Genomic DNA, 23026 nt, shown 5'->3' on the forward strand with positions numbered 1-23026 from the left:
GGCCGAGTGAGCCGGTGGCATGCTTCTGACGACAGAGAGCCGTCGGGATATCACTCGGAGCGCCCGAGGCCTGTTGTGGACAGCCACTGGGCGGCGAGATCGGTAATGACCGCTCCGCCCCGGTCGTTCAGATGGATGTGGTCGACGAGCAGTTCACGTCCACCGTTACGGGCGACCTCGTCCCAGCTATGTCCGAACAGGTAGTGCTGGGTCGCCGCACCGAACGCCAGTGCAAAGCTGAAGTCGTACGGCGTCGGGTCGCTGCCGCGCCGCTGGAGGAACTCCACCATCTGCTCGTACACGGGCAGGTAGTCGACCTGGGCGCGGGCGGCGGTCTCTTTGATCGCGGTGTTGTATGCGGTGAGCTTTCGGTTGATCGCGGTGTCCAGGTCCTCTCCGAGCGGGGGCAGGGACATCAGCACGATTCGGGCGGTGGCACGGGATTTGATGAGGTCCACGATCGCGTTGAGGTTGTCCCGGTACTGATCCAGTGAGACGCCATCGCGCACGTCGTTGGTGCCGATGAGGATCGTGACCGCGTTCGGGTGGCACGCCAGGATGTCGGTATCGACCCGCTGCCGAAGGTCGGCGCTGGTGCTGCCGTTGACGCCGGCGTTCACGAACTCATATCCGCGATGTTCGGGCCGGTCACGAAGTGCGCCCACCCAGTCCGCGCCGAGCGTGCCCTGGGTCATGCTGGCGCCGGCAGCGACGACGACGGGACGCGAGTCTGACGTGCGCCCGTCGGCGCAGGCTTCGGCCGGCGGGTTGACGGGCGGCCGAACGAACGTGAGGTATCCGACGGCGCCCCCAGCGCCGAGCACGCCGACGAGCAGCAGGCACAGGACGATGAGGATTCGTTTCTTCATGATCAGTACCCCAACCCAATGGTGTGGCCAACGGTGGTCGGGGCGTCCAGCGCGGCGAGGATGGCGTGGGCGAGATCTGCGCGAGCGATGGTGATACCGCCGCGGACGTTTCGATCGATGGCACTGCGATAGGGGCGATGGTTGCCGTTGGTGAGGCGTGGCGGTCGCATGATCGTCCAGGCCAGGCCGCTGTCGCGAACGATTTGGTCGGTGCGGGCGAAGTCGGCGAACCCCGACCGGAGGTATCGCCGCAGCAATGGTTTGACGACGACGCGGGTGACCGGCCCGTCGCCCGCATCGACGATGTGTCCGCTGGCGGTGACGACGATCAGGCGATGGGTCCCTGCGGCGCGCATCGCGGAGATGATCGCGCGGGCGCCGTCGGTGCACACGGACACATCACCTCTGGCGCGGGGCCCCAGTGCGGACACCACCGCGTCCTGGCCGGTCAGGATTGCCGCAATTGCATCGGGGTCCATCGCGTCGGCAATCACGGGTTCGAGTCGGGGGTGGTCCGCGTGGTGCAGGCGGGCCGGGTCCCGGACGACGGCGGTGACGTGATGGCCGACGGCGAGTGCCTGACGCACGAGGTGTTGTCCGGTGCCGCCGGTCGCGCCGAAGACGGTGACGCGCATACATACCCTCCGGGGGGTTAGTGATTACTAACCCCCATACTGGGCTAGTAATCACTAACCTGTCAATCAGCGAGATGAGGCGGCATGAGCACCCGGGAACGGATCCTTGACGCGGCTGCGCAGATTCTGCGAACACGGGGAGTGGCACTGGCCACGACCAAAGAGATCGCGCAGGCGTCGAAGGTCTCGGAGCCCACGCTCTACAAGTACTTCGAAGACAAGGAACGACTGCTGCTCTCCGTCCTCCAGGAGAGACTGCCCGGCCTGTCCCGGGTCTCCGTCCTCCCCGGTGCAGGCGACGTCGAGGACAACCTCGCCGAACTCGCGCAGGCGGTCCTGGACTTCTACCAGCAGTCGATCCCGATGCTGGGGGCGCTTCTCGCAGACCCGCAGCGGATGGCGGCGCACCGGGTCGCGATGAGCCGGCACGGCGGCGGCCCTGACAAGGCGGTCGCCATCTTCGCCACCTACCTTCGGGCCGAGCAGGCCATCGGGCGTATCAACGCGGACGCGGACCCGGACGCGGCCGCGTCTCTACTGATCGGCGCGTGTTTCCACGAGGCGTTCCTGCGCTACTACGCCAACGGGCCGGACGCGGTCGCGGCCCCGCGCACGTTCGCCGAGATGCTGGCCCGGGCGGCTGTCCGCCCACTGATCTGATCCTGCGCCGGCAGCAGTCCGAGATCGATGAGACCAGCGATCTCGAAACGACGAAACGCCCGGCCGATCCTCGCGGATCTGCCGGGCGTTCTCGCACTTCATGAGCGGTGGCGGAGGGATTTGAACCCTCGGAGGGCGTTAACCCTCACACGCTTTCGAGGTCTGCGATCATGTATCCGCCGTGGTCCGGTAGTGGCCGCGGGCAGGCGTGATGACCCCCGACGACTGGCGGCATACACCCGTGTACCGCGGCGAACGAGACCGCAACTGAGACCACCTCTGCCACGCCAGCGCCTCGGCGCCCCGCGGACGTCCGCCCCTTGCCCTATCGTGCCGCCATGGCTTCCGAACGGACCTACGGCGATATCCCTGGCTACCCACCCGGTTCAACCTTCAAGAACCGGGATGAGCTCGCCGATTCCGGAGTGCACCGGCCCAACCAGGCCGGCATCTGCGGAGGCAAGGACGGCGCCGAGTCGATTGTGGTCTCGGGCGGCTACGTAGATGACGAGGACTACGGCACGGAGATTGTTTACACAGGTCAGGGCGGCAATGATCCAGCCACCAAGCGGCAGATCGCAGACCAGCAGCTAACCCGTGGCAACCTCGGACTCGCTCGAAGCCAGATCGACGGCAACCCTGTCCGGGTGGTCAGGGGCGCCGGTGGAGATCCGAAGTACTCCCCCAAGGTTGGACTCCGGTACGACGGTCTGTTCCGGGTAGTCGACCACTGGCACGACACCGGCAAGGATGGCTTCAAGATCTGGCGCTACCGCCTGGTTGCGCTCGAAAGCGCTGACCCGCCGCCCACGAGCGCCGATGGCGCTACGGGCGAGCCCGCCGCACGTACCGAAGCCACCATCCAGCGCCTAGTTAGAAGCACGGCCGTGTCCAACGGGGTCAAGCGCCTGCACGGATATGAGTGCCAGGTCTGTGGCATCCAGCTGACGACTCCAGCTGGCCCATACGTAGAGGCAGCACACATACGTGCTCTGGGGAAACCTCACAACGGCCCCGACGTGGCCAGCAACGTCCTGTGTCTCTGCCCCAACGATCACCTGCTCTTCGACACTGGCGCCATCTACGTCGATGCTGACGGCGTTGTCAGGCAGGCGGGGACGGATGCTGAACTCGGGAAGCTCCGCCTTGTGGCCGGCCACTCTCTGGACTGGACGCAGCTGGCTCACCACCGGAAACATCACAAGTCGTAGACCGGCACGCTTTCCAAGTCTGCTCCTGTCCGTTCAGTCCGGTTCCAGAGCGGGCGTGAAGAGGGTGGATGGCCTTTGATCCGTCTGTTGCGGACGTCGCTGAACAGGGGCGAACGAGACGGAGGATGAGACGGAACCGGGCTCGCTTGCCGCCTCGTTTCCTGCTGGCCCGTCTGGACGCGCGTTGCTGGCCGTCCTAGGCCTAGTGCCTTCTTGACTCCAACCGGTAACGTGTCGAAGACCCAAGGTAGATGCCCTCGCGGCTTCGATGCTGCTCGCCTTGATCGGAGTTGTTGTGCCCCGCTACGGTTACAGGCTCTTCACTGTCAGGCTACGTGCTGGCAGCCGCCACGCCAATCTTGACTTCGGCAACCTGAAAGAATCGCACTTTCTAGACGTGCTGAAGCCCGACCTTACTTCGCGCCTCAGCGAGAACGTCAAGTTGCCGGATCCGCCCAGAATCACTGAGGACGGCAGCCAGGTCCCGCCGAGCGGCAATGTGATCCGTTATACGCAGGTCGACAGGGTGTCCAACAACTTGAAATTTAAGTTCCTGTACGGAACCTATGGCGAGGACGGCACCCTAATTGACCCTGACGGGGTTAACGGCGATCAAGACATCACCAACCTTGCAGTCACTAACCCTTATCGCAGCGTGCTAGTCACGCCGCCTTCTGGTTTCGTCGCGTTGCTCGCGGTCGAGGTGCGGGGTCGCACCTGCCCGTACAGGCGGGTCATCAAGGGTTTCGACGTGATCGGAGAAGGACGATACCGGCTCAAGGTAGAGGAAGGCATCGCGGATCAAGCTGCCGTGGCGGACTTTATCCGCAACGGAATCGTCAAGGAACTTGAAGTTGTCCGCTACTCGCGGGCAAGCGACGACGACCCCGTAGTGGAAGACATCACACTGAAAGTCGGCATTTCTGGGGGCTCGTCGTTGCAGACAAGCTTGCAGCAGAGGGCCTTGGACTGGTGGCAGCGCCGTAGAAACCAAGACAGCGAAGCATCTGATCTCGGTCAGCTCGCCAACGAACTAGCGGCAATCGCTGTCGGGAGAAGGATACCGGTCGAATTTGAAGACAGCGTCTTGCGAGTGGAGGGTGCCAATCAGAGGAGCAAAAGCCTTCGGCCAGCGCAGGACATAACGGAGTGGATCTACGATCTAGGCGCATCGCCGGTATCGGATGATAACTTCTTTCGGCAAGTGATTGATACGGCCGAAGAGTTGCTTCCGAACTTAGCATTGGGCTCAGATGTCGTACCCCCGGAGTAGGCTCTAGAAGGCCACTGGGAGGTACGCCATGCGAGAGAGTATTCTCGACCGATTCGACCTTCGCCCTCTAATTCGCGATCATTTCCGATCGATGCAGCTACCCAATTCTTCCCCGGACTGGGCAGCGCGGTCGATCGTGGTGCTCGTGCCCATAGTCGTGGGCGTTCTGTCGTATCTCAGAGGATGGCGTCTCACGGACCCGAGCGCCATTTCAGGGGCAAGTGCGTTAATTGCGGGAATCATGTTCGGCGCATTTACGCAGCTTGCCGCCTTCCGTGACCGAATCGAAGGTCGACGGCCGTTCGACGCGACAACGCGGAGGCACTTCCGCGAAACGGCAGCTCACCTGATGGCGGGGGCCTTGGCGTCAGCACTAGAGGCTGCGGTGCTGGTAGTCGCCTCGGGCATCAGGCCCAACCCGGACGCTAAGTTGGACCGCCTCGCAACCTGCGTCGTTTTGGCGCTTGGTAGCTACGTCCTAGTCTTGTTCATCATGGCGATCCGTCGGATGTACTCGGCATACCTGAGGGTTTTTGAAGGTGGTCAGTACCTTCGTTCAGATAAGGCGAGGGCAAGGCAAAGGCGTGAGCAGCTTCAGGAGCAAGCAGAGGACCAGGCAGCCATTGCGGGTATTGATACATCAGCCACTAACTTGCGGCCGACGACCTTTGACTCTGATTAGAGAGAGATGCAGTATCTCTCCTACTTATGCGAGGCGAGATTCTGCATGAATGACTCCGCGGCCCAGCCGTCATCAATCGGCAACCCGCGATGCCGTTGGCCCTTGCACCGTTCTGCCACTAGCCCCGGGGCGCTCAATCAGCAGGCGTGCGAGCTCGCCCATGCTAGTAATGACTACGTCCGCTCCGGCCGCCCGGAATGCGGCAAGCTTGCCCGGCCGGTTGGCGTATCCAATTACCCGCGTCTCAGCCGCCCGCGCCCCCTCGATGTCCGACATTGAGTCACCAACTAGAAGGCACCGGTGCGGCGGCTCCGCGAGGGCTTGCACGGCTTGCAGGATCGGCGCAGGGTTCGGCTTCATACGGGCCGGATCGGCGTAAGCCCGGCCGACTATCAGAGACACATGCGCGGTGAGCCGGCGTGCTGACAAGTAGGCAGCTACCGCGCCCGCCGAGTTGTTGCTGACCATCGCCACCGGTAACCCAGCCTGCCGAGCCGCCACGATCGCCTCCCGGCCATACGGCGTCGGTTCAGCAGTCTCGACGGCGCGGTGCTCGGCTGCACAAAGAGCATCCTCTACCGCCCGAGTGACGCCCTGGTCGCCGGTCGCCCCGGTACGGCGTAGCACCTCAAGCGGGTCCGGCTCGCTGGCCAGGTCCGACGGCACATTGACCCCGCGCCGCCGCAGCACGTCGACCAGCTCGGCGGCAATCTGGGGCGCCGGGTATCCGGCGAAGATGCTGCACACTGGGCCGTCGAAATCGAGCAGCACCGCGTCAACCTCGCCGAGCAGGCGGCCGAGATCGGCGCTCATCCGTCGTACCGGTACGCGATGGTCGACCACACCGAGTCGAACCACTGGCGGGACGCCTCCACGAACTGCGTGCCGTGGGAAGCGTCGTCGTCGGTCACGGCGTAGTGGAAGAGTGGCACGTCCTTGCCCATCAGGTCGTAGATGGCCATGGGCTCACCCTTGATCGAGACGGTGCGCTCAACGACCGGGTAGAAGCCGTAGAAGACCTCTTCGCCGTTCAGGATGTAGAGCTTGAACAGCGGAGACGCCCGATGCAGGCGCACCTCAACGGTGGCCGACCGGATAAGCCCGAGGTCGCCCAGCTCGGCAACCTGGTCGATGATTCCGTCTGCGGCCCGGCGGGTGATCCGTTCCGCGCGTTCGCGTACTGCTGGGTCGTCTGCCTGCGTCTCGGCCCGCGACGGCAGCGCCATCGGCACAGCCATGTCGGAGATCAGGATCCGCACCGCGATCGTCTCTGGCGCAAGCCGGCCGACGCGCACCTTGTCGAGCGCTTCGGCGAGCGCGTCGCGGAGCGTCTCTCCGGAGAACCCGGCGAAGTCGATGGTGACGTGAGGTCGGTCGAACGAGGCTTCGATGTGCGGACGCAGCTCAACCGCTCGCTGTGTCTGCGCGCGGACGAACGCGCCGCTGCCCTGCCGGGACACGATCAGCCGCTCTGCCCGCAGCAGGTCTAAGGCTCGCTTGACCGTCTCTCGCGCCACGCCATAGCGGGTGGCTAGCTCGGGCTGGGACGGCAACTTGTCGCCCGGCGCTAGTCGCCGCGTGAGGATGGCCGCCCGCAGCTTGTTCGCGATCTGCTGCGAGGCCTGTTTGGGGTCGTCGGGATCCAGCTCGCCGAGGAAGTCAAGGTTCTCGCTCACCCGCTCACGGTAGCGCTGACTAGCCAAGTTAGGAAAGTTCGCCGCGCCCTCTTGACCTGACTAGCCAAGCCGGCCTACGTTCATCTCGTTGTACCTGGCTAGCCAGGCACGACAAGCCGAGCGGAAGCCGGGGAAGGTGGCGCTTTGCGCTGCGCGCTCACGGGCCGGTCGTGTGGTCGTTCATTGAGAACTTCACAGCAGAAGCGCCGCGTAGATCCGTCTGCGGCATCCCCGCCTTGAGCCACACGGTGGCCGACCCCGGTAGATCCCGGGCGAGCGGGGCGAGCGGGCCGGGTTTGGCGCGCGGTTGCTTCTGCCCCTGATTCCTGTTCACCCGGGGTGCGGCCGGTCTGGTCGCACCCCGGGCTTTCCCCCACTTCATCGACTCACCGGAGTTTCCCCGTGCGCACGCACCTTGCCCCCGTCACCGCCGAACCGACCGCCGCCGACCTGGCCGCGATCGACTCGGAGTGGCCGCTGATCGCGGCCGAGCTGGACGTCCTGGACGCCGAAATCACGCTGCTCTACGCCGAGGACCACGGCGGCCCGTCGCCGCTGGACTGGCGGCGGTTGCGCCGGGCCGAGGCACGCGTCACCCGCGCCGCCACCGACCTGACCGCCCGTACCGACCCGCGCCGCGCGGCCTGATGGCCCGCATCCGCACCGCCTTTCACGACCCGGACGGGACGCAGTACGGCATCCCCACCTACTGGTGGAAGGGCGCCCCGCCCGGCTACGCCACCCGCCGGCAACTGACCGCCGCCGGCCTACGCCCCGGTGGTCAACCCATCGCCGCGCAGGTGCTCTGGCGCGGCATCGGCGGCACCCGCACCGCCTGCCTCTACCGGGTCGACCTCGCCCGACCAAAGCGCACCGCCACCCCCGCGCAGCGCGCCGCCATCGACAAGGCACTCACCGCCCGCCGCACCTGCCGCATCTGCCACGAGGTGCGGCCGTACTTCATCCCGCGCTCGCTGGGCGAATGCCTCGCGTGCGCCTTCCCCCAGGAGGACGCAGCATGACCGCCCCCACCATCAACGGCACCCGCTACCCCCAACCGATCGAGGACCTGTTGCCCGCCGCCCGCGCCCTCGACCTGCCCGACGGGGAGGCGTTCCCGTCGCGGAACCGGCTCATGCGGGAGTTCCGCATCGGAGCGCCGAAGGCTGGCGAACTGCTGACGCTGCTCAAGACCACGCCCGCCCCGCCGCCGGCCGACACCACCGCGCCGGCCACCCCGGACCCGGCACCCGCCCCGGCCGTGCCTGAGGCCGCGCCACCGGTCGTACCGGACCTGCTGCCCGCGCCGGAGATCACGCCGCCCGCACCGGTCGAGCAGGTCGCGCCAGTCAGTCGCCCGGACACGCCCGCCCCGCCCGCGCCGACCCGCTCGGCGGTGGCGTGGCCGGTGGTGCTGCTGGCCCTGCCTGCGTTCGTCGCGATCTGGTCCGGGTGGGTCGGGTTGGGTGGACTCACCGGGTTCGGCATCGTGCACCCGCTCCCGGGCATCTGGGACAGCTTCTCCATCAACTCCGCGATCACGCTCCCGATCGGCGTGGAGACGTACGGCGCGTACGCCCTGTACGTCTGGCTGTCGGGTCGGGTGCCGGACCGGGCGCGGACGTTCGCCAAGTGGTCCGCCCTCGGCTCCCTCGCCATTGGTGCACTCGGGCAGGTCGCCTACCACCTGTTGGAGGCCGCCGGAGTCACCTCGGCCCCGTGGTGGATCACCACCGCCGTGGCCTGCCTCCCGGTCGCGGTGCTCGGCATGGGTGCCGCCCTCGCGCACCTCGTCCGCACGCACGACTAGCGCCGCCCGGCGGCACGGCCCCTGGCCTGGAAACCCGTGCCGTGCCGCCGGACCTCAACCCCTCAGCCATCGACTTCCGGGAGAGACCACCCATGTTCGCAGACCCGACCGGCGCGCACGCTGGCGCGTTCGCCGCCGTGTTCGCCACCCTCTACGTCGCCCACCAGATCGCCGATCACTGGGTGCAAACCCAGTGGCAGGCCGACACCAAGGGCCAGCCCGGCTGGATCGGCCGACTCGCCTGCGCCGCCCACGTCGCCACTTACACCCTGACCGCCGCCGCCGCGCTGTGCGCGATGCTGCTGGCAACCGGCATGCGGTTGGACCCGTGGGGCTTGGCCGTGGGGCTGACCGTCTCGGCGGTGTCGCACTACATCGCCGACCGACGCACCCCCCTGCGGCACATCGCAAACGCCCTCGGCGCGGGCCGCTTCTACGCCCTCGGCGCACCCCGACCCGGCCGCGACGACAACCCCTCGCTCGGCACCGGCGCTTACGCCCTGGACCAGTCCTGGCACATCGGATTCCTGTTCGTCGCCGCGCTGTTCTGCGCGGTCTGACCGCCCCCGTCGCCACCGGCTCATCACCCGGTGGCGTGCGGTGGCCGCCAGACCGCCTGACGGCACAGCGAGAGGACCGACCGATGTCTAGCTGCCCGCACCCCGCCTTCCACATCACCTACATCAACGGCAAGAAGTACATGGTCTGCACCTCCTGCGGCGTGCAGTGGGAGGTCTGACCGGCAAGGAAGGCACCTACCACGGCACATCGCACCGCCCGGGGCGCGGCCTCAAGGCCTCGCAAACCATCCGCCGCGCCCCGGCCCCTCTTTCCGATCTCCCGACCGTTGGAGGAACCCTCATCATGACGTCCCCACGAGATGACGACCGTTTCGACTGGCACGCCGCCGAGCGTGACCTCACCGACCCGGCCGGGCCGGACGCCGAGGTGCTCGACCTCGACGCGGCCCGCGCCGCACGCACCCCCGATTCCGACGACGACGGCGGGCCGCTGTTGGTCGACTCGCCGGCCGCGCAGCGCTCCCCGCGGTTCACCCTCGACGGCGTTCGCGCGGGGCAGCGGCGTCCGATCCTGCCGGCGTGGTTGCGCTCGCGGGCCGAGCTGCGCGACGTGATGCGCTGGGCGGTGGGGCATCTGCTGCACACCACTGGCTACCACTCGACTCGGCTGCCGAAGTACGCCGGCAAGCTCGCTTGCCGCGCCCCCGGTGGTGCGTGGCGGATGGTGTCCGGGGCTACCCGGTGGCTGTTCGACTGGGAAGGCGAGCCGCACCGGCAGGCCACCTCCACCAGCAAAGACGGCGAGCTGTACCTCAAGCTCTCGCGGCAGCGGGACCGGCGGGTGCGCTGGCGCGGCATCGTGGTCACGTTCAGCCTCGCGGTCACCCTCGCAGGTGGCGTTGCGGTGGCGCTCGCTCCGCCGTGGGCGCGGTGGGCGGTGCTGGCCATGCTGGTCACGCTGTGCGGGCTGCTCGGCCAGCCGGCCGACAGGCCACTGTTGGATACCGCCGTGGTGGTGCCCCGGGTCGCCCGGCTCACCTCCGATGTGGTGGTGCGCGCCCTGGCCGTGCTCGGGATCTCCGGTATCAGTCAGGCCATAGCCAAGCAGGGCCACCGGGCGATCGGCTTTACCGCCCCGATCGTGCGCGACGGCCCCGGCTGGCGCGCGGATATCGACCTACCCCCGGGCGTGACCGCCGGGGACGTGATCGAGCGCCGCGACCGGCTCGCCGCCGGCCTCACCCGCCCCCTCGGGTGCGTGTGGCCGGAGGGGCAGCCGGAGGTACACCCCGGGCGGCTGTTGCTCTGGGTGGGCGATCAGGACATGGCCGCGACCAAGCCGGCCGTCTGGCCGCTGCTCAAGGCATCCGGCGGGTTCGACCTCGGAAAGCCGGTGCCGTTCGGCACCGACCCGCGCGGGCGGGTCATCTCCTTCGAGCTGCCCTACACCAACGTGCTGATCGGGTCGATTCCCGGCTACGGCAAGACAGCCGCGACGCAGGTCCCGATGCTGGCCGCAGCCCTCGACCCGTACGCGGAGCTGTGGTGCTTCGACTTCAAGGGCACCGGCGGCCTCGACCCCTTGGAGAAGGTGTCCGCCCGGTACGCGTCCGGGCAGGACGACGACACCGCCGAAGAGGGCCTGCTGGCATTGCGGGAGCTGCGCAAGGAATGCCAGCGCCGTGCCGCGATCATCAAGGGCCTACCGAAGACGGTGTGCCCGGACAACAAGGTCACCCCCGAGCTGGCCCGGCGCAAGAAGCTCGGCCTGCACTGGCTCGTGGTGGCCCTCGATGAGGTGCAAGAGCTGTTCAGCCACCCGGAGTTCGGCAAGGAAGCCGGCGAGCTGGCCGAGAAAATCATCAAGCTCGGCCGCGCCCTGGGCGTGATCCTCGTGGTCGCCACGCAGCGGCCGGACGCCAAGAGCCTGCCCACCGGCGTCAGCGCGAACGCCGGTACCCGGTTCTGCCTGCGGGTCATGGGCCAGATCGAAAACGACATGATCCTCGGCACCTCCGCGTACAAGAACGGCATCCGGGCGACGATGTTCGCCAAGAAAGACAAGGGCGTCGGCTACCTGGTCGGCGCGGCCGACGACGCCCAGATCGTCCGGACGTTCTACGTCGACGGACCGACCGCCGAGAAGATCACCGACCGGGCGCGCGCCCTGCGGGAGGCGGCCGGCACCCTGACCGGCCACGCGATCGGGCAGACACCGGCCACCCCGGCGGCGCGGCGAGACACCCTGCTCGACGACATCCTCACCGTGCTACCCGCGACCGAGAGCAAGGTGTGGGCCGAGACGCTGACCGAGCGCCTGGCCGAGCTGAACGCCGACGCCTACGGGAAGCTGACCCGCGACCAGCTCACCGCCGCACTCAAGCCTTACGGCATCACCACCGGGCAGGTGTGGGGCACCGACCCGGCCACCGGCAAGGGCGCGAACCGGCGCGGCATCGACCGGGCCGACATCACCGACGCGGTTGCGGAGCGTAACAAGCGCCGGGGCGACAAAGCCGCCTAAGGCGGACAGCGATCGGCCGCTAGGTCTAGCGCCACCCTCCGCTAGACCTAGCGGCCCCGCTAGCAACCCATCCCAATCCTGGCCAGCGCCCTAGTTCCTAGCGGCGTCGGCGCTGCACACCCTAATTTCGGCCTGTGGAGGCATTCCATGACCCCCATCCTGCTGCTCGCTAGCCTCGCCACCCTCGGTTACGCAGCGTGCTACCTGGTCGTGTGTGCCGCGTCCCCGTGGGGACGCTGCCGACGCTGCCACGGTGCCCGCTACCACCGCTCCACGATCGGCACGCGGCGCGACTGCCACCGATGCGACGGCACCGGCATCCGCGTCCGCGTCGGCCGCCGCCTGATCGACTTCATCCGCGCCGAGTACCGCGACGGCCACCCATGACCCGCCGCAACCGCGACGGGCACACCAACTGGTGCGGCAAAGACCACCGCTGCGGCCTTGGTGAGCACCGATCCGACGAAATCGTGGTCGACGTCGCCGGCCGCTCCCGCGCCGTGCTCGTCAGGGTGCGCACCGCGACCGGGCGGGAGCACGCCGAGGTGCGCGTCAGGGTCGCGCTCGCCCCGGGCGAGCTGGCCGCCCGGCGGCAGTTGGTGGGGTTGCTCGGTGACCTGCGCCAGGCCGTCACCCGCGCCGCTATCGCAAGCCGTCCCCGACCGGGGCGGGCTGCGTGATGCCCGGCTCGCGCCGGGATGGCCCGTCGCCGCGTGACGCCCGGCTGTCCGGGTTGGAGGTGTGGCTTACCGGCACGCCGGCCGAGCTGGACGCCGCCACCGCCGCCCTGACCGACGCCGGACACATCACCCAGCACGGCACCCGTCGACCGCTGATCGGTGCCGACGCTGGCCGCTACCGGCTCTATCTGCGCCTGAGCGTCGCCGCCGGCCGGCAGCGGCCCACCGGCAGCGCGGACGCCACGGGCGGTGCGCTGATCGACCTCGCTGCCGCTCGCGCCCAGCGCCGCCCGGCCTGACCCATCCCCCCGAGCCTTGGGAGATGCCCCATGCCTGACCTGTTGACCGCCGCGCTCGCGCACGCTGCCCGCGGCTGGCACGTCTTCCCCCTGCGTCCCGACGACCGACCCGACGACCCGGACCACGCCAAGCGACCCGCGTTTCCCAACCGCTGCACCGCCGAACGCTGCACCCGCATCGATCCGCGCTGCCGCATCGCCGGCCGCCACGTCGGCTGGGAGGAACGCGCCACCACCGACCCCGAGCGCATCCGCCGCGCGTGGTCGACCCGCCCCTACGGCGTGGGAATTGCCTGCGGCCCCTCCGGCCTGGTCGTGGTCGACCTCGACGTGCCCAAACACGGCGGCGACACCCCGCCGCAGCCATGGGCCGGGGCGCGGGACGGCCTGGACGTATTCGCCACCCTCGCCGCCCGGCACGGCGGTATCGACGCCACGTACACCGTGACCACGGCCAGCGGCGGCAGCCACCTCTACTACCGCCACCCCGCCGGGCCGCAGCTGCGCAACACCACCGGCGACCGGGGAGGGCTGGGCTGGAAGGTCGACACCCGCGCCCACGGTGGCTACGTCGTCGCCGCCGGCAGCACCGCCGCCGCCGGCCACCCGTACGAGGTGGCGCTGGACTGTGACCCGGCGCCGCTGCCCGCGTGGGTGGCAGGGCTGCTCGCCCCTACCCCGCCACCCGCCCACCGGCCCGCCCCGGTGGCGCTGCCACCGGACCGGCGCGGCGCGTACCTGGCAGCGGCGATCCGCCGGCAGGTCGCCCACCTCACCACCGCCCCGGAGGGGCAGCGCAATCACGCCCTGTTCACCTCGGCGGTAGCGCTCGGGCAGCTCGTCGCCGGGGGCGCGCTCACCGACGCCGACGTGAGCGCCGTGTTGGAACCCGCCGCGCTGTCGCTCGGCCTGCCGGTCGGGGAGGTCGCTCGCACGATCGCGTCGGGACTGCGGACCGGGGCGAACAACCCGCGCCCCCTGGCCGGGGTGGGGAGGGCGGCGGCATGAACACCCGGTTGCAGATCGGCTCCGGCCCCGAAACCATCCGCGTGCTCAAAGCCGCGCTGGTCGACGGGCTGCTCCCCGACACCTACGTATCCGCCGGTGCCCTCGTGCACATGGAAGCCGTCTCCGGTGGGCTGGCAACCGCCGCCGATGAGGACTCGCCGTTGCCGGTGTCGGCCAGCATGGTCAACCCCGCCGGGCTGGCCGGGCTGCTGGCCGAGCACGCCTACGTGTACCGGCTCAAGACCCGCAAGAGCGACACCGGCGACCCCGAGGTCTACGAAGACGAGGTGACCCCGCCTCGGGACATCCTGTCGTCGGTGCTGGCCGGGAAGACGTGGCCGGGTGTGCCGCCGCTGCGTGGGATCATTGGTGCCCCGGTGCTGCGCCGTGACGGCACCCTGTTGCAGCAACCGGGCTACGACCCGGCGACCGGCCTCTACCTGGCGTCCAAGGTGGCGCTTCCGCCGGTGCCGGACGAGCCGACGGCGGAGCAGGTGACGGAGGCGCGCACGTTCCTGCTCGATCGGTTCCTGCGGGACTTCCCGTGGGCGTCCGCTGCTGACCGGGCGAACTACGTGGCGCTGCTGGCCACGCCGATCCTGCGGCACTTCACCCGCAGCTTGACTCCGTTCGCGCTGATCGACGCCACCATGCCCTCATCGGGTAAGACGATCCTGACGGCGGGGCCGGGGATGCTCTACGGGCAGCGGGTCATGACCTGGGCCTACTCCGATGAAGAACTGCGCAAGTCCATCACAGCAGTGCTAGCCGAGCAGGTCGGCGTGGTCATCTGGGACAACCTGGCCGAGGGAACCGTCATCGACTCGGCCGTGCTCGCCCAGCTCGTCACCTCCGGCGTGTGGTCCGACCGGCAGTTGGGCGCGTCGCGCAACGTCGCCACCGTCAACGACCGGCTCTGGATGGCCACCGGCAACAATCTGCAAGTCGGTGGGGACATGGCGTCGCGCACGGTGCGGGTGCGCCTCGACCCGGACATGCCCCGCCCCGAGCTGCGCGACCAGCGCGGGTTTGGCATCCCCCACCTTGACCAGTGGATTACCGACCCGGCGAACCAACTGACCGTTCTGTGGCACCTGCTGGTGCTGGTGCTCGATTGGACGCGGCGGGGAGCACCTCGGGTGTCGGGGTTGTCGATGCGGCAGTTCACCCCGTGGGCGCAAGCCCTCGGCGGGTTCCTCGCCCACCACGGCATCGATGGATTCCTGACCAACGCCGCTGACATTCGTGAGATCGATGAAGACGAAACGCGCTGGCGCGCGTTCCTCACTTGCTGGCACGACCGCCACGGCGGCCGTGCGATGACCGCCGCCGAACTGCGGCAAGACGGCGAGCCCATGCACCTCGGCAGCGACGCCCATGACCCGTGGGACGGGCAGTTCATCACCACCCATAACGGCCGGCTACCCAACCCGCTGCAACTCGGCCGGCTGCTCACCGGGCAGGCCGGGCGGTGGCGCGGTGAACACGTCGTCCGCGCCGGCCGCAACGACCGCGGCGACCGGTCCGTGTTCTGGGTCGAGCACCACGAGGGGTGAAACCCGCTGAACCATCTCCGCATCTCCGCATCTCCGCACCGACCCCCCTATCACCAGGGAAAACACCCTGCGGAGATCAGAACTAAGAGAACTATCGATCTCCGCATCTCCGCAACCAACTGCGGAGATCCCGGCTCTTTGCGGAGATGACCCCTCACCACCTCCGACCATCTCCGCAAGCATTCGCCCAGCTCACAGCCATGTTTGCGGAGATGCGGAGATGCGGAGATGGTTCAGCCCCTCCCGCAACGAGCACCGATCACCGCGACCGACCCGCGCAGACCGGCCCGCTGAGAGCGCCTGAGCCGAACCGACCCACGCCAGCACCCCAGCCCGGTCGGAATCTTGGCCCTACGGCGACCTCAGCCGCCCGTCCCAACGGCCGCCATCCATTCGCCTGTCGCACCTAGCAACTAACCCTCGCCCGACGAGAACGCCCGCCACCGGCGCTCTCAACCCAGCGGAACCACGGGGAGAAGCCGTGCCCACGCCAGAAACTCGCGTCGTTCTGACCATCGAAGAAGCCGCCCAACGACTCGGGATCGGCCGCACAACCATGTACGCCCTCATCAAGGCCGGCCAGATTCGCACCGTCACCATCGGCCGTCTCCGCCGGGTGCCCACGTTCTGCCTGGACGAGTACGTGCGGAACCTGCTCGCCGAGCCGAACCACCTCGACCGCGCCGCCTGACGAAAGGAGACAGCCAATGGGACGCAAGCCGAACGGCGCATCCAGTATCTACCTGGGTGCGGATGGCTCGTGGCACGGCCGGGTCACGGTCGGGGTGAAGGACGACGGATCGCCGGATCGCCGCCACGTCCGGGGCAAGACGGAAGCTGCGGTCATCAAGAAGGTCCGACTCTTGGAACGGGAGCGAGACAGCGGCACGGTCCGCAAGGCCGGCCAGCGCTGGACGGTGAAGACCTGGCTCACTCACTGGGTAGAGAACATCGCTGCCCCGGCCGTGCGGGAGAACACCCTCGCCGGCTACCGGGTTGCTGTCTACCGGCACCTCATTCCCGGTCTCGGTGCCCACCGGATCGAACGCTTGGAGCCCGAGCATCTGGAACGGTTCTACCGCCGGATGCAAGAGACTGGCAGCGCCCCGGCGACCGCTCACCAAGCACACCGCACGGTCCGGACCGCGCTCAACGAGGCAGTGCGCCGGGGCCACCTGGCCAAGAACCCGGCCAGCCTCGCCAAGGCACCACGCCTGCCAGAAAGCGAGGTCGAGCCGTACACGGTCGCCGAAGTACAGCGGCTCATGGCCGCCACCCGTGGCCGGCGCAATAGCGTGCGGTGGGCGGTCGCACTCGCCCTCGGCCTACGCCAAGGGGAAGCGCTCGGCCTGCGTTGGTCGGACGTCGACCTCGGCGCTGGAACCCTGACCGTACGGCGTGGCCGGCAGCGGCCAAGGTGGGAGCACGGGTGCCGCTCACCATGCGGCCGGAAGCACGGCGGGCACTGCCCCGACCGTCGCCAGGTGCGCGCGGACACCGCCGAGACCAAGTCTCGGGCAGGTCGGCGCAGCATCGGGCTCCCCGACGAGCTGGTGGCGCTGCTCCGCAGGCACCGTGATGAGCAAGACCAGGAGCGGTTCACCGCCGCCCAACTATGGGAGGACGGTGACTGGCTGTTCGCCACGCCGACCGGCACCCCTGTCAACCCACGCACCGACTATGACGAGTGGAAACGGCTGCTCAAGCTTGCCGGGCTGCGAGACGGCCGTTTACACGATGCTCGGCACACCGCGGCCACGGTGCTGCTGATTCTCGGCGTCGCCGAGCGGGCCGTCATGGGCATCATGGGCTGGTCCAACTCTGCAATGGCGACCCGATATCAGCACCTCACCGCTCAAGTCCGACGAGACATCGCTCAACGGATTGGCGGCCTGCTCTGGGACGCTGAAGACCCCGGCGACTAGCAGAAGGGCGGCCTGGGCTGGCAGCGTTGGTGCTAGCCCAGGCCACCGGAGCGGTAAGGCTAGGGCCTAGCGGGACGGTGCTGGCGCCAGCGAGACCAGTGATGCTATCCGCAATGGGCCCCCACCATCGATGTTGAGCGCGCCTTGGTCCCTAAGCGGCTTCAACGCTTCGATGACGTGCTCCGGTCGGTAAACGGTCTCAAACAGTGCGAAGTCGCGCAGTTCCTGCACCCGCACAGGTCCGCTCTCCCGAAGTTTGTGGGCAAGCAGCCGGGTCAGTGGCCCGAGTTGGGGTTCATCAAAGGCGAACAACGTCTCGGCCTGCTCGTCCCGAGGATCGCGGAAGCCGACGCCTTGGGCACGGTCGACCTCCCAGAGGCTGTCCTTCATCTTCTGCATCCCGAGACGGTGGCGAGTGCCGAAGACGAGATAGAGAGGTTGCCCCTTCTGGGGGATGAGCTCGAAGTCCAGTAAGTACGGAAAGCCCGCGTTGTGCAGTGCTTGGCGATAGCAGGTGAGGATATGCCGACTCTTTGCTGCGGGAGCCAGGTCGGCGACCGTTCGCCAGCTTGAATCTCCCCCGAACACCTCATCAGCCGCTTCGCCCAGGTTGCTGACGAAGCGAACGAAGTGCTGAGGGAACAGGGTGACGATGACCTCGCTTGAGACGTTCGCGGCGAGACGCCTTAAAAGCCGATACGGCACGGGGGCGTTGCCCCAGGAGTCAAGGTTCGCAAAAATCGGCTGACCCCATGCCTTCATGCTGTCGAGAGTCGCCTCCAAGTGTGTGGCACACGTTCCCTCGACGATCTTCACTGGCATCGCCTCGCCCGGGCGCGGACGGTCAGGGAAGGCGGCCCTGAGGGTGTCCCACAGCATCGAGACGCAGCGCCGGTCATCGTCGACGAAGGCGAAGCGAGCAACACCCTTGTTCGGCGGGACCTTCTCAATGAGCGCCCGCATCGCGATGACGGGCGAACCGTCTTCGCCACCGCTGTAGACGCCTGGGCCAGAGAAGCCCTCCGCATAGGTGACCGACGGGTATGCGTTAGAGCCGGCGAGCAGGATCGGGAACCATCGCTCAAGATAGCGGCGGTAGATGTCGTGTTTAGCACCCGTATGCGGCGCACATGGCCATGGAACCTCACCGCTGACCGGCATCAGCCCTCCTGACTACTCAAGGTCATGGATCAGTGTCCCACCGCAATCGCTCCGATGGAACTCCCGATTAGGGCTGCACGTCTCAGCTGCGGGCAGCCTCCATCTCCTGAGCACCCCTACAGCCAACCGCGGGCATCGCAGAGTGTTCAAGCCCATCGAGAAGCCGGCCGCCGGCCTTCGGCGTGCGGCCACCCCACTGCTTGAAGAAGAAGGCAGTACCGGCTGCGACGCACTGATCTCTCAGCGCTCGCACCCATGCCGCGTCCACCGGACGGCAGTTGAGCCCAGACTCGCCGCCGGCGATCAGCCAATCGATACCGTCCAGATTCAGATCAAGGAGCGGGCCTAGCAGGGGCTCAGCGGAGACGAAGCGCACGGCGGCGGGCACCTCCCGCAAGTCATCAATGCGACCCACCTCGCTGGCGCCCTCGACGCTAACGCCCATCCATACATTTGAGGGCCAGTCGAGCTGGTGGGCCACCTTCGTCAGCCTTGCGGCCCGCTTGGTGAGCAATTGGTATGTATGGCGAGGCGTCTCACGCATAACCTCGAACACCTGCTGCACGTAACTCAACGGCACCCGGGCATGGAACAAATCAGACATCGAGTTGACGAACACGAGCCGCGGGTCTCGCCACCGACGCGGGATCTCTAACGCGTCCGCGTGGACCGTCACGCCAAATCCCGGCCCAGACGTTCGTGGATCGCCATCATTCTGATACTTAGCCGAGCCCATGGCCTTGAGGCGCTTGGACAGGGCGAGGGCGTAGCAGTTGTCGCAACCCGCGGAGATGCGATCACATCCGGTCGTAGGGTTCCACGTAGCTTCTGTCCACTCGATGGAACTACGATCCGCCACGTCATCACCTCCTCTGATCACACATCTTGTCGAACATCCGTACGGAACGGAAGGGTCACCTACCGTCACGTCTCATACGGGTGTGAGATGGCTTATGTCATCCGTACAACGCCTCACGGGGCCGAGGGCAGCGCGTTCGACCGGACTAGCCGTACGGCCGGCCGAAGCAGCAGGCGGGCGGGGTCTGGCGCCGAAGGATCCCAACTGAGACCGAAACTGAGACCACAAGCGGAACGCCCGGTTGATCCTCGCGGATCAACCGGGCGTTCTCGCACTACAGAGCGGTGGCGGAGGGATTTGAACCCTCGGAGGGCGTTAACCCTCACACGCTTTCGAGGCGTGCTCCTTAGGCCGCTCGGACACGCCACCGCCGACGAGGGTACAGGACCACTGGTTCCGACGCCGAACCGGTATCGCCCGAGCCGGCCTGGCAGGATCTTTGCCATGAGTACGCACATCGGCGCGAAGCCGGGCGAGATCGCCGAGCGGGTCCTGATGCCGGGCGACCCCCTGCGGGCCAAGTGGATCGCGGAGACCTACCTCGAGGGCGCCACCTGCTACTCGACGGTCCGGGGCATGCTGGGCTTCACCGGCCGCTGGAACGGCGTCGAGGTCTCCGTCCAGGGCTCCGGCATGGGCATGCCGTCCGCCTCCATCTACGCCCATGAGCTGATCAACGAGTACGGCGTGAAGACGCTGATCCGGGTCGGCTCCTGCGGCGCTCTCAGCACGGACCTTCAACTGCGCGACGTGGTGGCCGCCATCGGGTCGTCCACCGACTCGAACATGAACCGGATGCGCTTCGACGGGCTGATCGACTACGCCCCGGTGGCGGACTTCGGGCTGCTGCGCACGTCGGTCGAGGTGGCCGAGCGGCGCGGCATCTCCATGCACGTCGGGCCGATCCTGGCGGCGGATGCCTTCTACACCGACCGGCCGGACCTCTACGACACCCTCGCCGACTACGGCGTGCTGGCGGTGGAGATGGAGTCGGCGGCGCTCTACACGATCGCCGCCCGGTTCAAGGCCCGCGCGCTGACCGTGCTGACCGTCAGCGACCACATCAAGACCGGCGAGAAGACCACGTCGGAGGAGCGGGAGCAGACCTTCAGCCAGATGGTCGAGATCGCCCTGGACACCATCATTGCCTGACCCTTCGTCGCACCCCGCTGCCCCGTCGTCCGTCCGGACGGCGGGGCGGTGCGCTGTTGGGGGCGGGGTCGGGTGACGACGGTCACCCATCAAAACAATACGACCGGTCGTGCTAGTTCGTTACGGTGTCCGCATGACCGTCGACGGACGCCTCGCCCGGGGCGAGCGCACCCGGAACGCCGCGCTGGACGCGGCCGTCGTGCTCGCCACCCAGGCCGGCCTCGACGGGCTCAGCCTCGCCCAGCTCGCCGACACGCTCGGGGTGAGCAAGTCGGGCCTCTTCGCCCACTGGCGGTCGAAGGAGGCGCTACAGCTCGCCGCGATCGACCGCGCCGTGACGCTCTGGCAGGAGCGGATCGTCGCGCCGGCGCACCTCGCCCCGCGGGGCGTACGGCGGCTCCGCGCCCTGCACGACGCGCGGCTCGACTTCTACGCCACCCGGGTGCTGCCCGGTGGCTGCTTCTTCGCCAACACCCAGTTCGAGTTCAACGCCCGCCCCGGCCCGGTCCGAGACCGGCTCACCGAGACGCACAGCCAGTGGACGGCGTACCTCGAACGCCTCGTCCAGCAGGCGGTCGACGCCGGTGAACTTCCCGCCGACCTCGACGTCCCGCAGCTGGCGTACGAAATCGACGCGCTCGGGATGGCAGCCGCGATGAACTCCCGGCTGCTCGACCCGGACGCCACCTACCGGTACGCCCGCGCCGCTCTGTTGGACCGCCTGCGGGCGCTCTGCCCCCGACCGACCCTGTTAACGGAAGGCCCCTCATGACCAACGCCGTCGCCGACCAGCCCACCGTCCAGTTCGGGCACGTCGAGCACGTCACCGTGCACTTCGACGACCTCGACGCGATGGGCATCCTGCACAACGCGCGGTACGCGGTGCTGCTGGAACGGGCCCTGACGCCGTACTGGACCGAGCGGGGGCTGGCCTACCGGGGCAGCGCCACCCCGCCTGACCTGTTCCACGCGGTCCGCGAGTTCACCATCAGCTACCGGGCGCCGATCGCCACCACCGGCCCGGTGGCGGTGCACTTCTGGCTCGAACACTTCGGCACCAGCAGCGCCGAGTACGCCTTCCAGTTCCGCTCCGTCGACGGCGACACGCTGCACGCCGAGGGACGGCGGGCGATCGTCCGCCTCGACCCGGCGACGCTGCGGCCCACGCCGTGGACCGAGGCTGCCCGGGCGGTGGCCACCACCCTGCTCCGCCCCACCGCCTGACGCGCTTCGGCAACGCCTTCGGGTGCGTCCGCTGTCGTCGTGGCAACAACGGACGCACCCGAAGGAGACCCCGGCGTGGGCGACTCAGCCCAGCGCCTCGGTGGGGGCGAGCCGGGCGGCGCGAACGGCCGGGTACAGACCGGCCAGACCACCGATCAGCAGGGTCGCGCCGACGCCGCCGGCCATCGCCCAGACCGGCACCACGGTCGGCCACTGCCGCCAGAGGGCGTAGCCGGCGGTGACCAGGATGCCGAGCAGCACCCCGCCCGCGCCGCCGAGCGCCGAGAGCAACAGCGACTCGGCCAGGAACTGCACCCGGACCTGCCCCCGGGTAGCACCCAGCGACCGCCGCAAGCCGATCTCGGCCCGCCGTTCCAGCACCGAGATGACCATGGTGTTGGCCACCCCGACCCCGCCGACCAGCAGCGCCACCGCACCCAACCCGAGCAGCAGCCCGGTGAACGCCTCGTCGGTCGCCGCCGCGGCGGCCAGCGCGTCCGACGGTCGGGAGACCTGCACCTCGTTCGGCGCCTCCGGGTTGGCGGTTGCGCCGAGCACGTCCCGGACCGCCTCCACCGAGGCCTCCCGGGACCGGGTGTAGACCGTGGTCGGGTGTCCGTCGAACCCGAGGTACGCCGCTGCGGCGGGCCAGCCGACCAACGCCGAACTGTCCAGCTCCGGGGCGAGCGGGGCCGGCGCGAGGATGCCGACCACGCTGAACCAGCGCCCACCCAGATAGACCTGCACGTCCGGTCCGGCCGCGCCGAGCCCCAGCCGTCGGGCGGCGCCGTCGCCGAGCACCACGGCCGGATAGCGCTCGGTGGCCTCGTTCAGCCAGGTGCCGCTGCGTACCGTCGCGCCGACCGTGCCGAGCAGCCCGAGCTGGGCGGCCCGGGTGGCGATGCCGCCCGTCTCGCCGGACGGGATGCGATCACTGCGGTAGACCGGGGTGTCCGGCAGTTGGCCGGTGGCGGCCACGCTGGTCACCGGCGCGATCCGGCCGATCATGGCCACCGACTCCACCGGCAGCTTCGCCTGATCACCGAAGAGCGTGTTCCCGGGTGCCACGGTCAGCAGGTTGGTGCCGAGCCGGTCCAGCGTGCGGTCCAGGTCGGCGCGGGACGACGACGAGAGACCGACCACCGCGACCATCGCGGCGATGCCGATCGCGATGCCCAGCGCGGAGAGGAACGCGCGCAGCGGCCGGGTGCGCAGCCCCACCCCGCCGACCCGGAACACGTCGCCCGGGCCAAGCCGGGCCGGCGTCAGCCGTGGTCGCGCGTCCACCGGCACCAGCCGTA

Annotated in this window: 26 protein-coding genes and 1 tRNA gene; 19 read left to right on the plus strand and 8 right to left on the minus strand. The window is 68.5% G+C overall.

The window, feature by feature from the left end:
- Positions 1–50: 50 nt before the first annotated feature.
- Positions 51–869 (minus strand): SGNH/GDSL hydrolase family protein, encoded by an 819-nt coding sequence (locus ACQEUX_RS26395; RefSeq protein WP_433053695.1) that lies wholly within the window; start codon positions 867–869, stop codon positions 51–53.
- Positions 870–871: 2 nt separating this feature from the next.
- The gene (locus tag ACQEUX_RS26400) at positions 872–1504 is read right to left on the minus strand and encodes an NAD(P)-dependent oxidoreductase (protein ID WP_433053698.1); all 633 of its coding nucleotides are present in this window, start codon (positions 1502–1504) and stop codon (positions 872–874) included.
- Between the two features lie 84 nt (positions 1505–1588).
- On the opposite strand from ACQEUX_RS26400, the gene ACQEUX_RS26405 reads away from it, so the two are divergent.
- From ACQEUX_RS26405 to ACQEUX_RS26420, 4 genes are all read left to right on the plus strand, one after another.
- On the plus strand, positions 1589–2164 hold the full coding sequence (locus ACQEUX_RS26405; protein WP_433053701.1) for a TetR/AcrR family transcriptional regulator: 576 nt from the start codon (positions 1589–1591) through the stop codon (positions 2162–2164).
- Between the two features lie 338 nt (positions 2165–2502).
- Positions 2503–3375 carry a YDG/SRA domain-containing protein gene (locus ACQEUX_RS26410; RefSeq protein WP_433053704.1) on the plus strand — a complete coding sequence of 291 codons (873 nt, stop codon included), beginning with the start codon at positions 2503–2505 and terminating at the stop codon, positions 3373–3375.
- 268 nt (positions 3376–3643) lie between these two features.
- Positions 3644–4648, plus strand: coding sequence for a hypothetical protein (locus tag ACQEUX_RS26415; RefSeq protein ID WP_433053707.1), 1005 nt, complete (start codon positions 3644–3646; stop codon positions 4646–4648).
- Positions 4649–4676: 28 nt separating this feature from the next.
- The gene (locus tag ACQEUX_RS26420) at positions 4677–5330 is read left to right on the plus strand and encodes a hypothetical protein (RefSeq protein WP_433053710.1); all 654 of its coding nucleotides are present in this window, start codon (positions 4677–4679) and stop codon (positions 5328–5330) included.
- Between the two features lie 72 nt (positions 5331–5402).
- Here the strand turns inward: ACQEUX_RS26420 and ACQEUX_RS26425 are convergent, their stop codons facing one another.
- Both ACQEUX_RS26425 and ACQEUX_RS26430 read right to left on the minus strand, forming a co-directional pair.
- Positions 5403–6143, minus strand: coding sequence for an HAD family hydrolase (locus tag ACQEUX_RS26425; protein ID WP_433053712.1), 741 nt, complete (start codon positions 6141–6143; stop codon positions 5403–5405).
- Positions 6140–7006: a GntR family transcriptional regulator gene (locus ACQEUX_RS26430; RefSeq protein ID WP_433053715.1), complete on the minus strand. Its 867-nt coding sequence runs from the start codon at positions 7004–7006 to the stop codon at positions 6140–6142. The genes ACQEUX_RS26425 and ACQEUX_RS26430 overlap by 4 nt, the downstream gene beginning before the upstream one ends.
- 402 nt (positions 7007–7408) lie before the next feature.
- Here ACQEUX_RS26430 and ACQEUX_RS26435 point away from each other — a divergent pair, with 402 nt between their 5' ends.
- The 12 genes from ACQEUX_RS26435 (at position 7409) to ACQEUX_RS26490 (ending at position 17329) form a co-directional block, all read left to right on the plus strand.
- On the plus strand, positions 7409–7654 hold the full coding sequence (locus ACQEUX_RS26435) for a DUF6284 family protein (RefSeq protein WP_433053718.1): 246 nt from the start codon (positions 7409–7411) through the stop codon (positions 7652–7654).
- Positions 7654–8028, plus strand: coding sequence for an RRQRL motif-containing zinc-binding protein (locus ACQEUX_RS26440; protein WP_433053721.1), 375 nt, complete (start codon positions 7654–7656; stop codon positions 8026–8028). Before ACQEUX_RS26435 ends, ACQEUX_RS26440 begins: the two co-directional genes overlap by 1 nt.
- Positions 8025–8816 (plus strand): ABC transporter permease, encoded by a 792-nt coding sequence (locus ACQEUX_RS26445; RefSeq protein ID WP_433053724.1) that lies wholly within the window; start codon positions 8025–8027, stop codon positions 8814–8816. Before ACQEUX_RS26440 ends, ACQEUX_RS26445 begins: the two co-directional genes overlap by 4 nt.
- 92 nt (positions 8817–8908) lie before the next feature.
- Positions 8909–9376 (plus strand): DUF3307 domain-containing protein, encoded by a 468-nt coding sequence (locus tag ACQEUX_RS26450; protein WP_433053727.1) that lies wholly within the window; start codon positions 8909–8911, stop codon positions 9374–9376.
- 304 nt (positions 9377–9680) lie between these two features.
- Positions 9681–11861: a cell division protein FtsK gene (locus tag ACQEUX_RS26455; protein WP_433053730.1), complete on the plus strand. Its 2181-nt coding sequence runs from the start codon at positions 9681–9683 to the stop codon at positions 11859–11861.
- 147 nt (positions 11862–12008) lie between these two features.
- On the plus strand, positions 12009–12248 hold the full coding sequence (locus ACQEUX_RS26460) for a hypothetical protein (protein WP_433053733.1): 240 nt from the start codon (positions 12009–12011) through the stop codon (positions 12246–12248).
- Positions 12245–12541: a hypothetical protein gene (locus ACQEUX_RS26465; RefSeq protein WP_433053736.1), complete on the plus strand. Its 297-nt coding sequence runs from the start codon at positions 12245–12247 to the stop codon at positions 12539–12541. Before ACQEUX_RS26460 ends, ACQEUX_RS26465 begins: the two co-directional genes overlap by 4 nt.
- Entirely contained in the window at positions 12541–12840 is a 300-nt protein-coding gene (locus ACQEUX_RS26470; RefSeq protein ID WP_433053739.1) for a hypothetical protein, read from the plus strand. The genes ACQEUX_RS26465 and ACQEUX_RS26470 overlap by 1 nt, the downstream gene beginning before the upstream one ends.
- Before the next feature lie 30 nt (positions 12841–12870).
- The gene (locus tag ACQEUX_RS26475; RefSeq protein ID WP_433053742.1) at positions 12871–13848 is read left to right on the plus strand and encodes a bifunctional DNA primase/polymerase; all 978 of its coding nucleotides are present in this window, start codon (positions 12871–12873) and stop codon (positions 13846–13848) included.
- Positions 13845–15404, plus strand: coding sequence for a hypothetical protein (locus ACQEUX_RS26480; RefSeq protein ID WP_433053745.1), 1560 nt, complete (start codon positions 13845–13847; stop codon positions 15402–15404). The genes ACQEUX_RS26475 and ACQEUX_RS26480 overlap by 4 nt, the downstream gene beginning before the upstream one ends.
- Before the next feature lie 481 nt (positions 15405–15885).
- Complete coding sequence (locus ACQEUX_RS26485) at positions 15886–16095, plus strand: helix-turn-helix domain-containing protein (protein ID WP_210885060.1); 210 nt, start codon at positions 15886–15888, stop codon at positions 16093–16095.
- Positions 16096–16111: 16 nt separating this feature from the next.
- The gene (locus ACQEUX_RS26490) at positions 16112–17329 is read left to right on the plus strand and encodes a tyrosine-type recombinase/integrase (RefSeq protein ID WP_433053748.1); all 1218 of its coding nucleotides are present in this window, start codon (positions 16112–16114) and stop codon (positions 17327–17329) included.
- Positions 17330–17395: 66 nt separating this feature from the next.
- On the opposite strand, the gene ACQEUX_RS26495 is transcribed toward ACQEUX_RS26490, so the two are convergent.
- The 3 genes from ACQEUX_RS26495 to ACQEUX_RS26505 all read right to left on the minus strand — a co-directional run bounded on the left by ACQEUX_RS26495 (position 17396) and on the right by ACQEUX_RS26505 (position 19718).
- A complete protein-coding gene (locus ACQEUX_RS26495; protein WP_433053751.1) occupies positions 17396–18490 on the minus strand; it encodes a three-Cys-motif partner protein TcmP in 1095 nt (364 codons plus the stop codon).
- Positions 18491–18572: 82 nt separating this feature from the next.
- Complete coding sequence (locus ACQEUX_RS26500; RefSeq protein ID WP_433053754.1) at positions 18573–19418, minus strand: DUF5131 family protein; 846 nt, start codon at positions 19416–19418, stop codon at positions 18573–18575.
- 213 nt (positions 19419–19631) lie between these two features.
- Positions 19632–19718 (minus strand) — tRNA-Ser (locus tag ACQEUX_RS26505).
- A gap of 75 nt (positions 19719–19793) precedes the next feature.
- Between ACQEUX_RS26505 and deoD the strand changes: the two genes are divergently transcribed.
- The 3 genes from deoD to ACQEUX_RS26520 all read left to right on the plus strand — a co-directional run bounded on the left by deoD (position 19794) and on the right by ACQEUX_RS26520 (position 21725).
- Positions 19794–20501 (plus strand): purine-nucleoside phosphorylase, encoded by a 708-nt coding sequence (gene deoD, locus ACQEUX_RS26510; RefSeq protein ID WP_030328147.1) that lies wholly within the window; start codon positions 19794–19796, stop codon positions 20499–20501.
- A gap of 133 nt (positions 20502–20634) precedes the next feature.
- A complete protein-coding gene (locus ACQEUX_RS26515) occupies positions 20635–21273 on the plus strand; it encodes a TetR family transcriptional regulator C-terminal domain-containing protein (RefSeq protein ID WP_433053758.1) in 639 nt (212 codons plus the stop codon).
- Positions 21270–21725: an acyl-CoA thioesterase gene (locus ACQEUX_RS26520; protein ID WP_433053761.1), complete on the plus strand. Its 456-nt coding sequence runs from the start codon at positions 21270–21272 to the stop codon at positions 21723–21725. The genes ACQEUX_RS26515 and ACQEUX_RS26520 overlap by 4 nt, the downstream gene beginning before the upstream one ends.
- 84 nt (positions 21726–21809) lie before the next feature.
- On the opposite strand, the gene ACQEUX_RS26525 is transcribed toward ACQEUX_RS26520, so the two are convergent.
- The gene (locus tag ACQEUX_RS26525; RefSeq protein ID WP_433057149.1) at positions 21810–23012 is read right to left on the minus strand and encodes an ABC transporter permease; all 1203 of its coding nucleotides are present in this window, start codon (positions 23010–23012) and stop codon (positions 21810–21812) included.
- Positions 23013–23026: the final 14 nt, after the last annotated feature.

It is taken from the genome of Micromonospora sp. CA-259024 (genome assembly GCF_050936255.1).
Lineage (GTDB): Bacteria > Actinomycetota > Actinomycetes > Mycobacteriales > Micromonosporaceae > Micromonospora.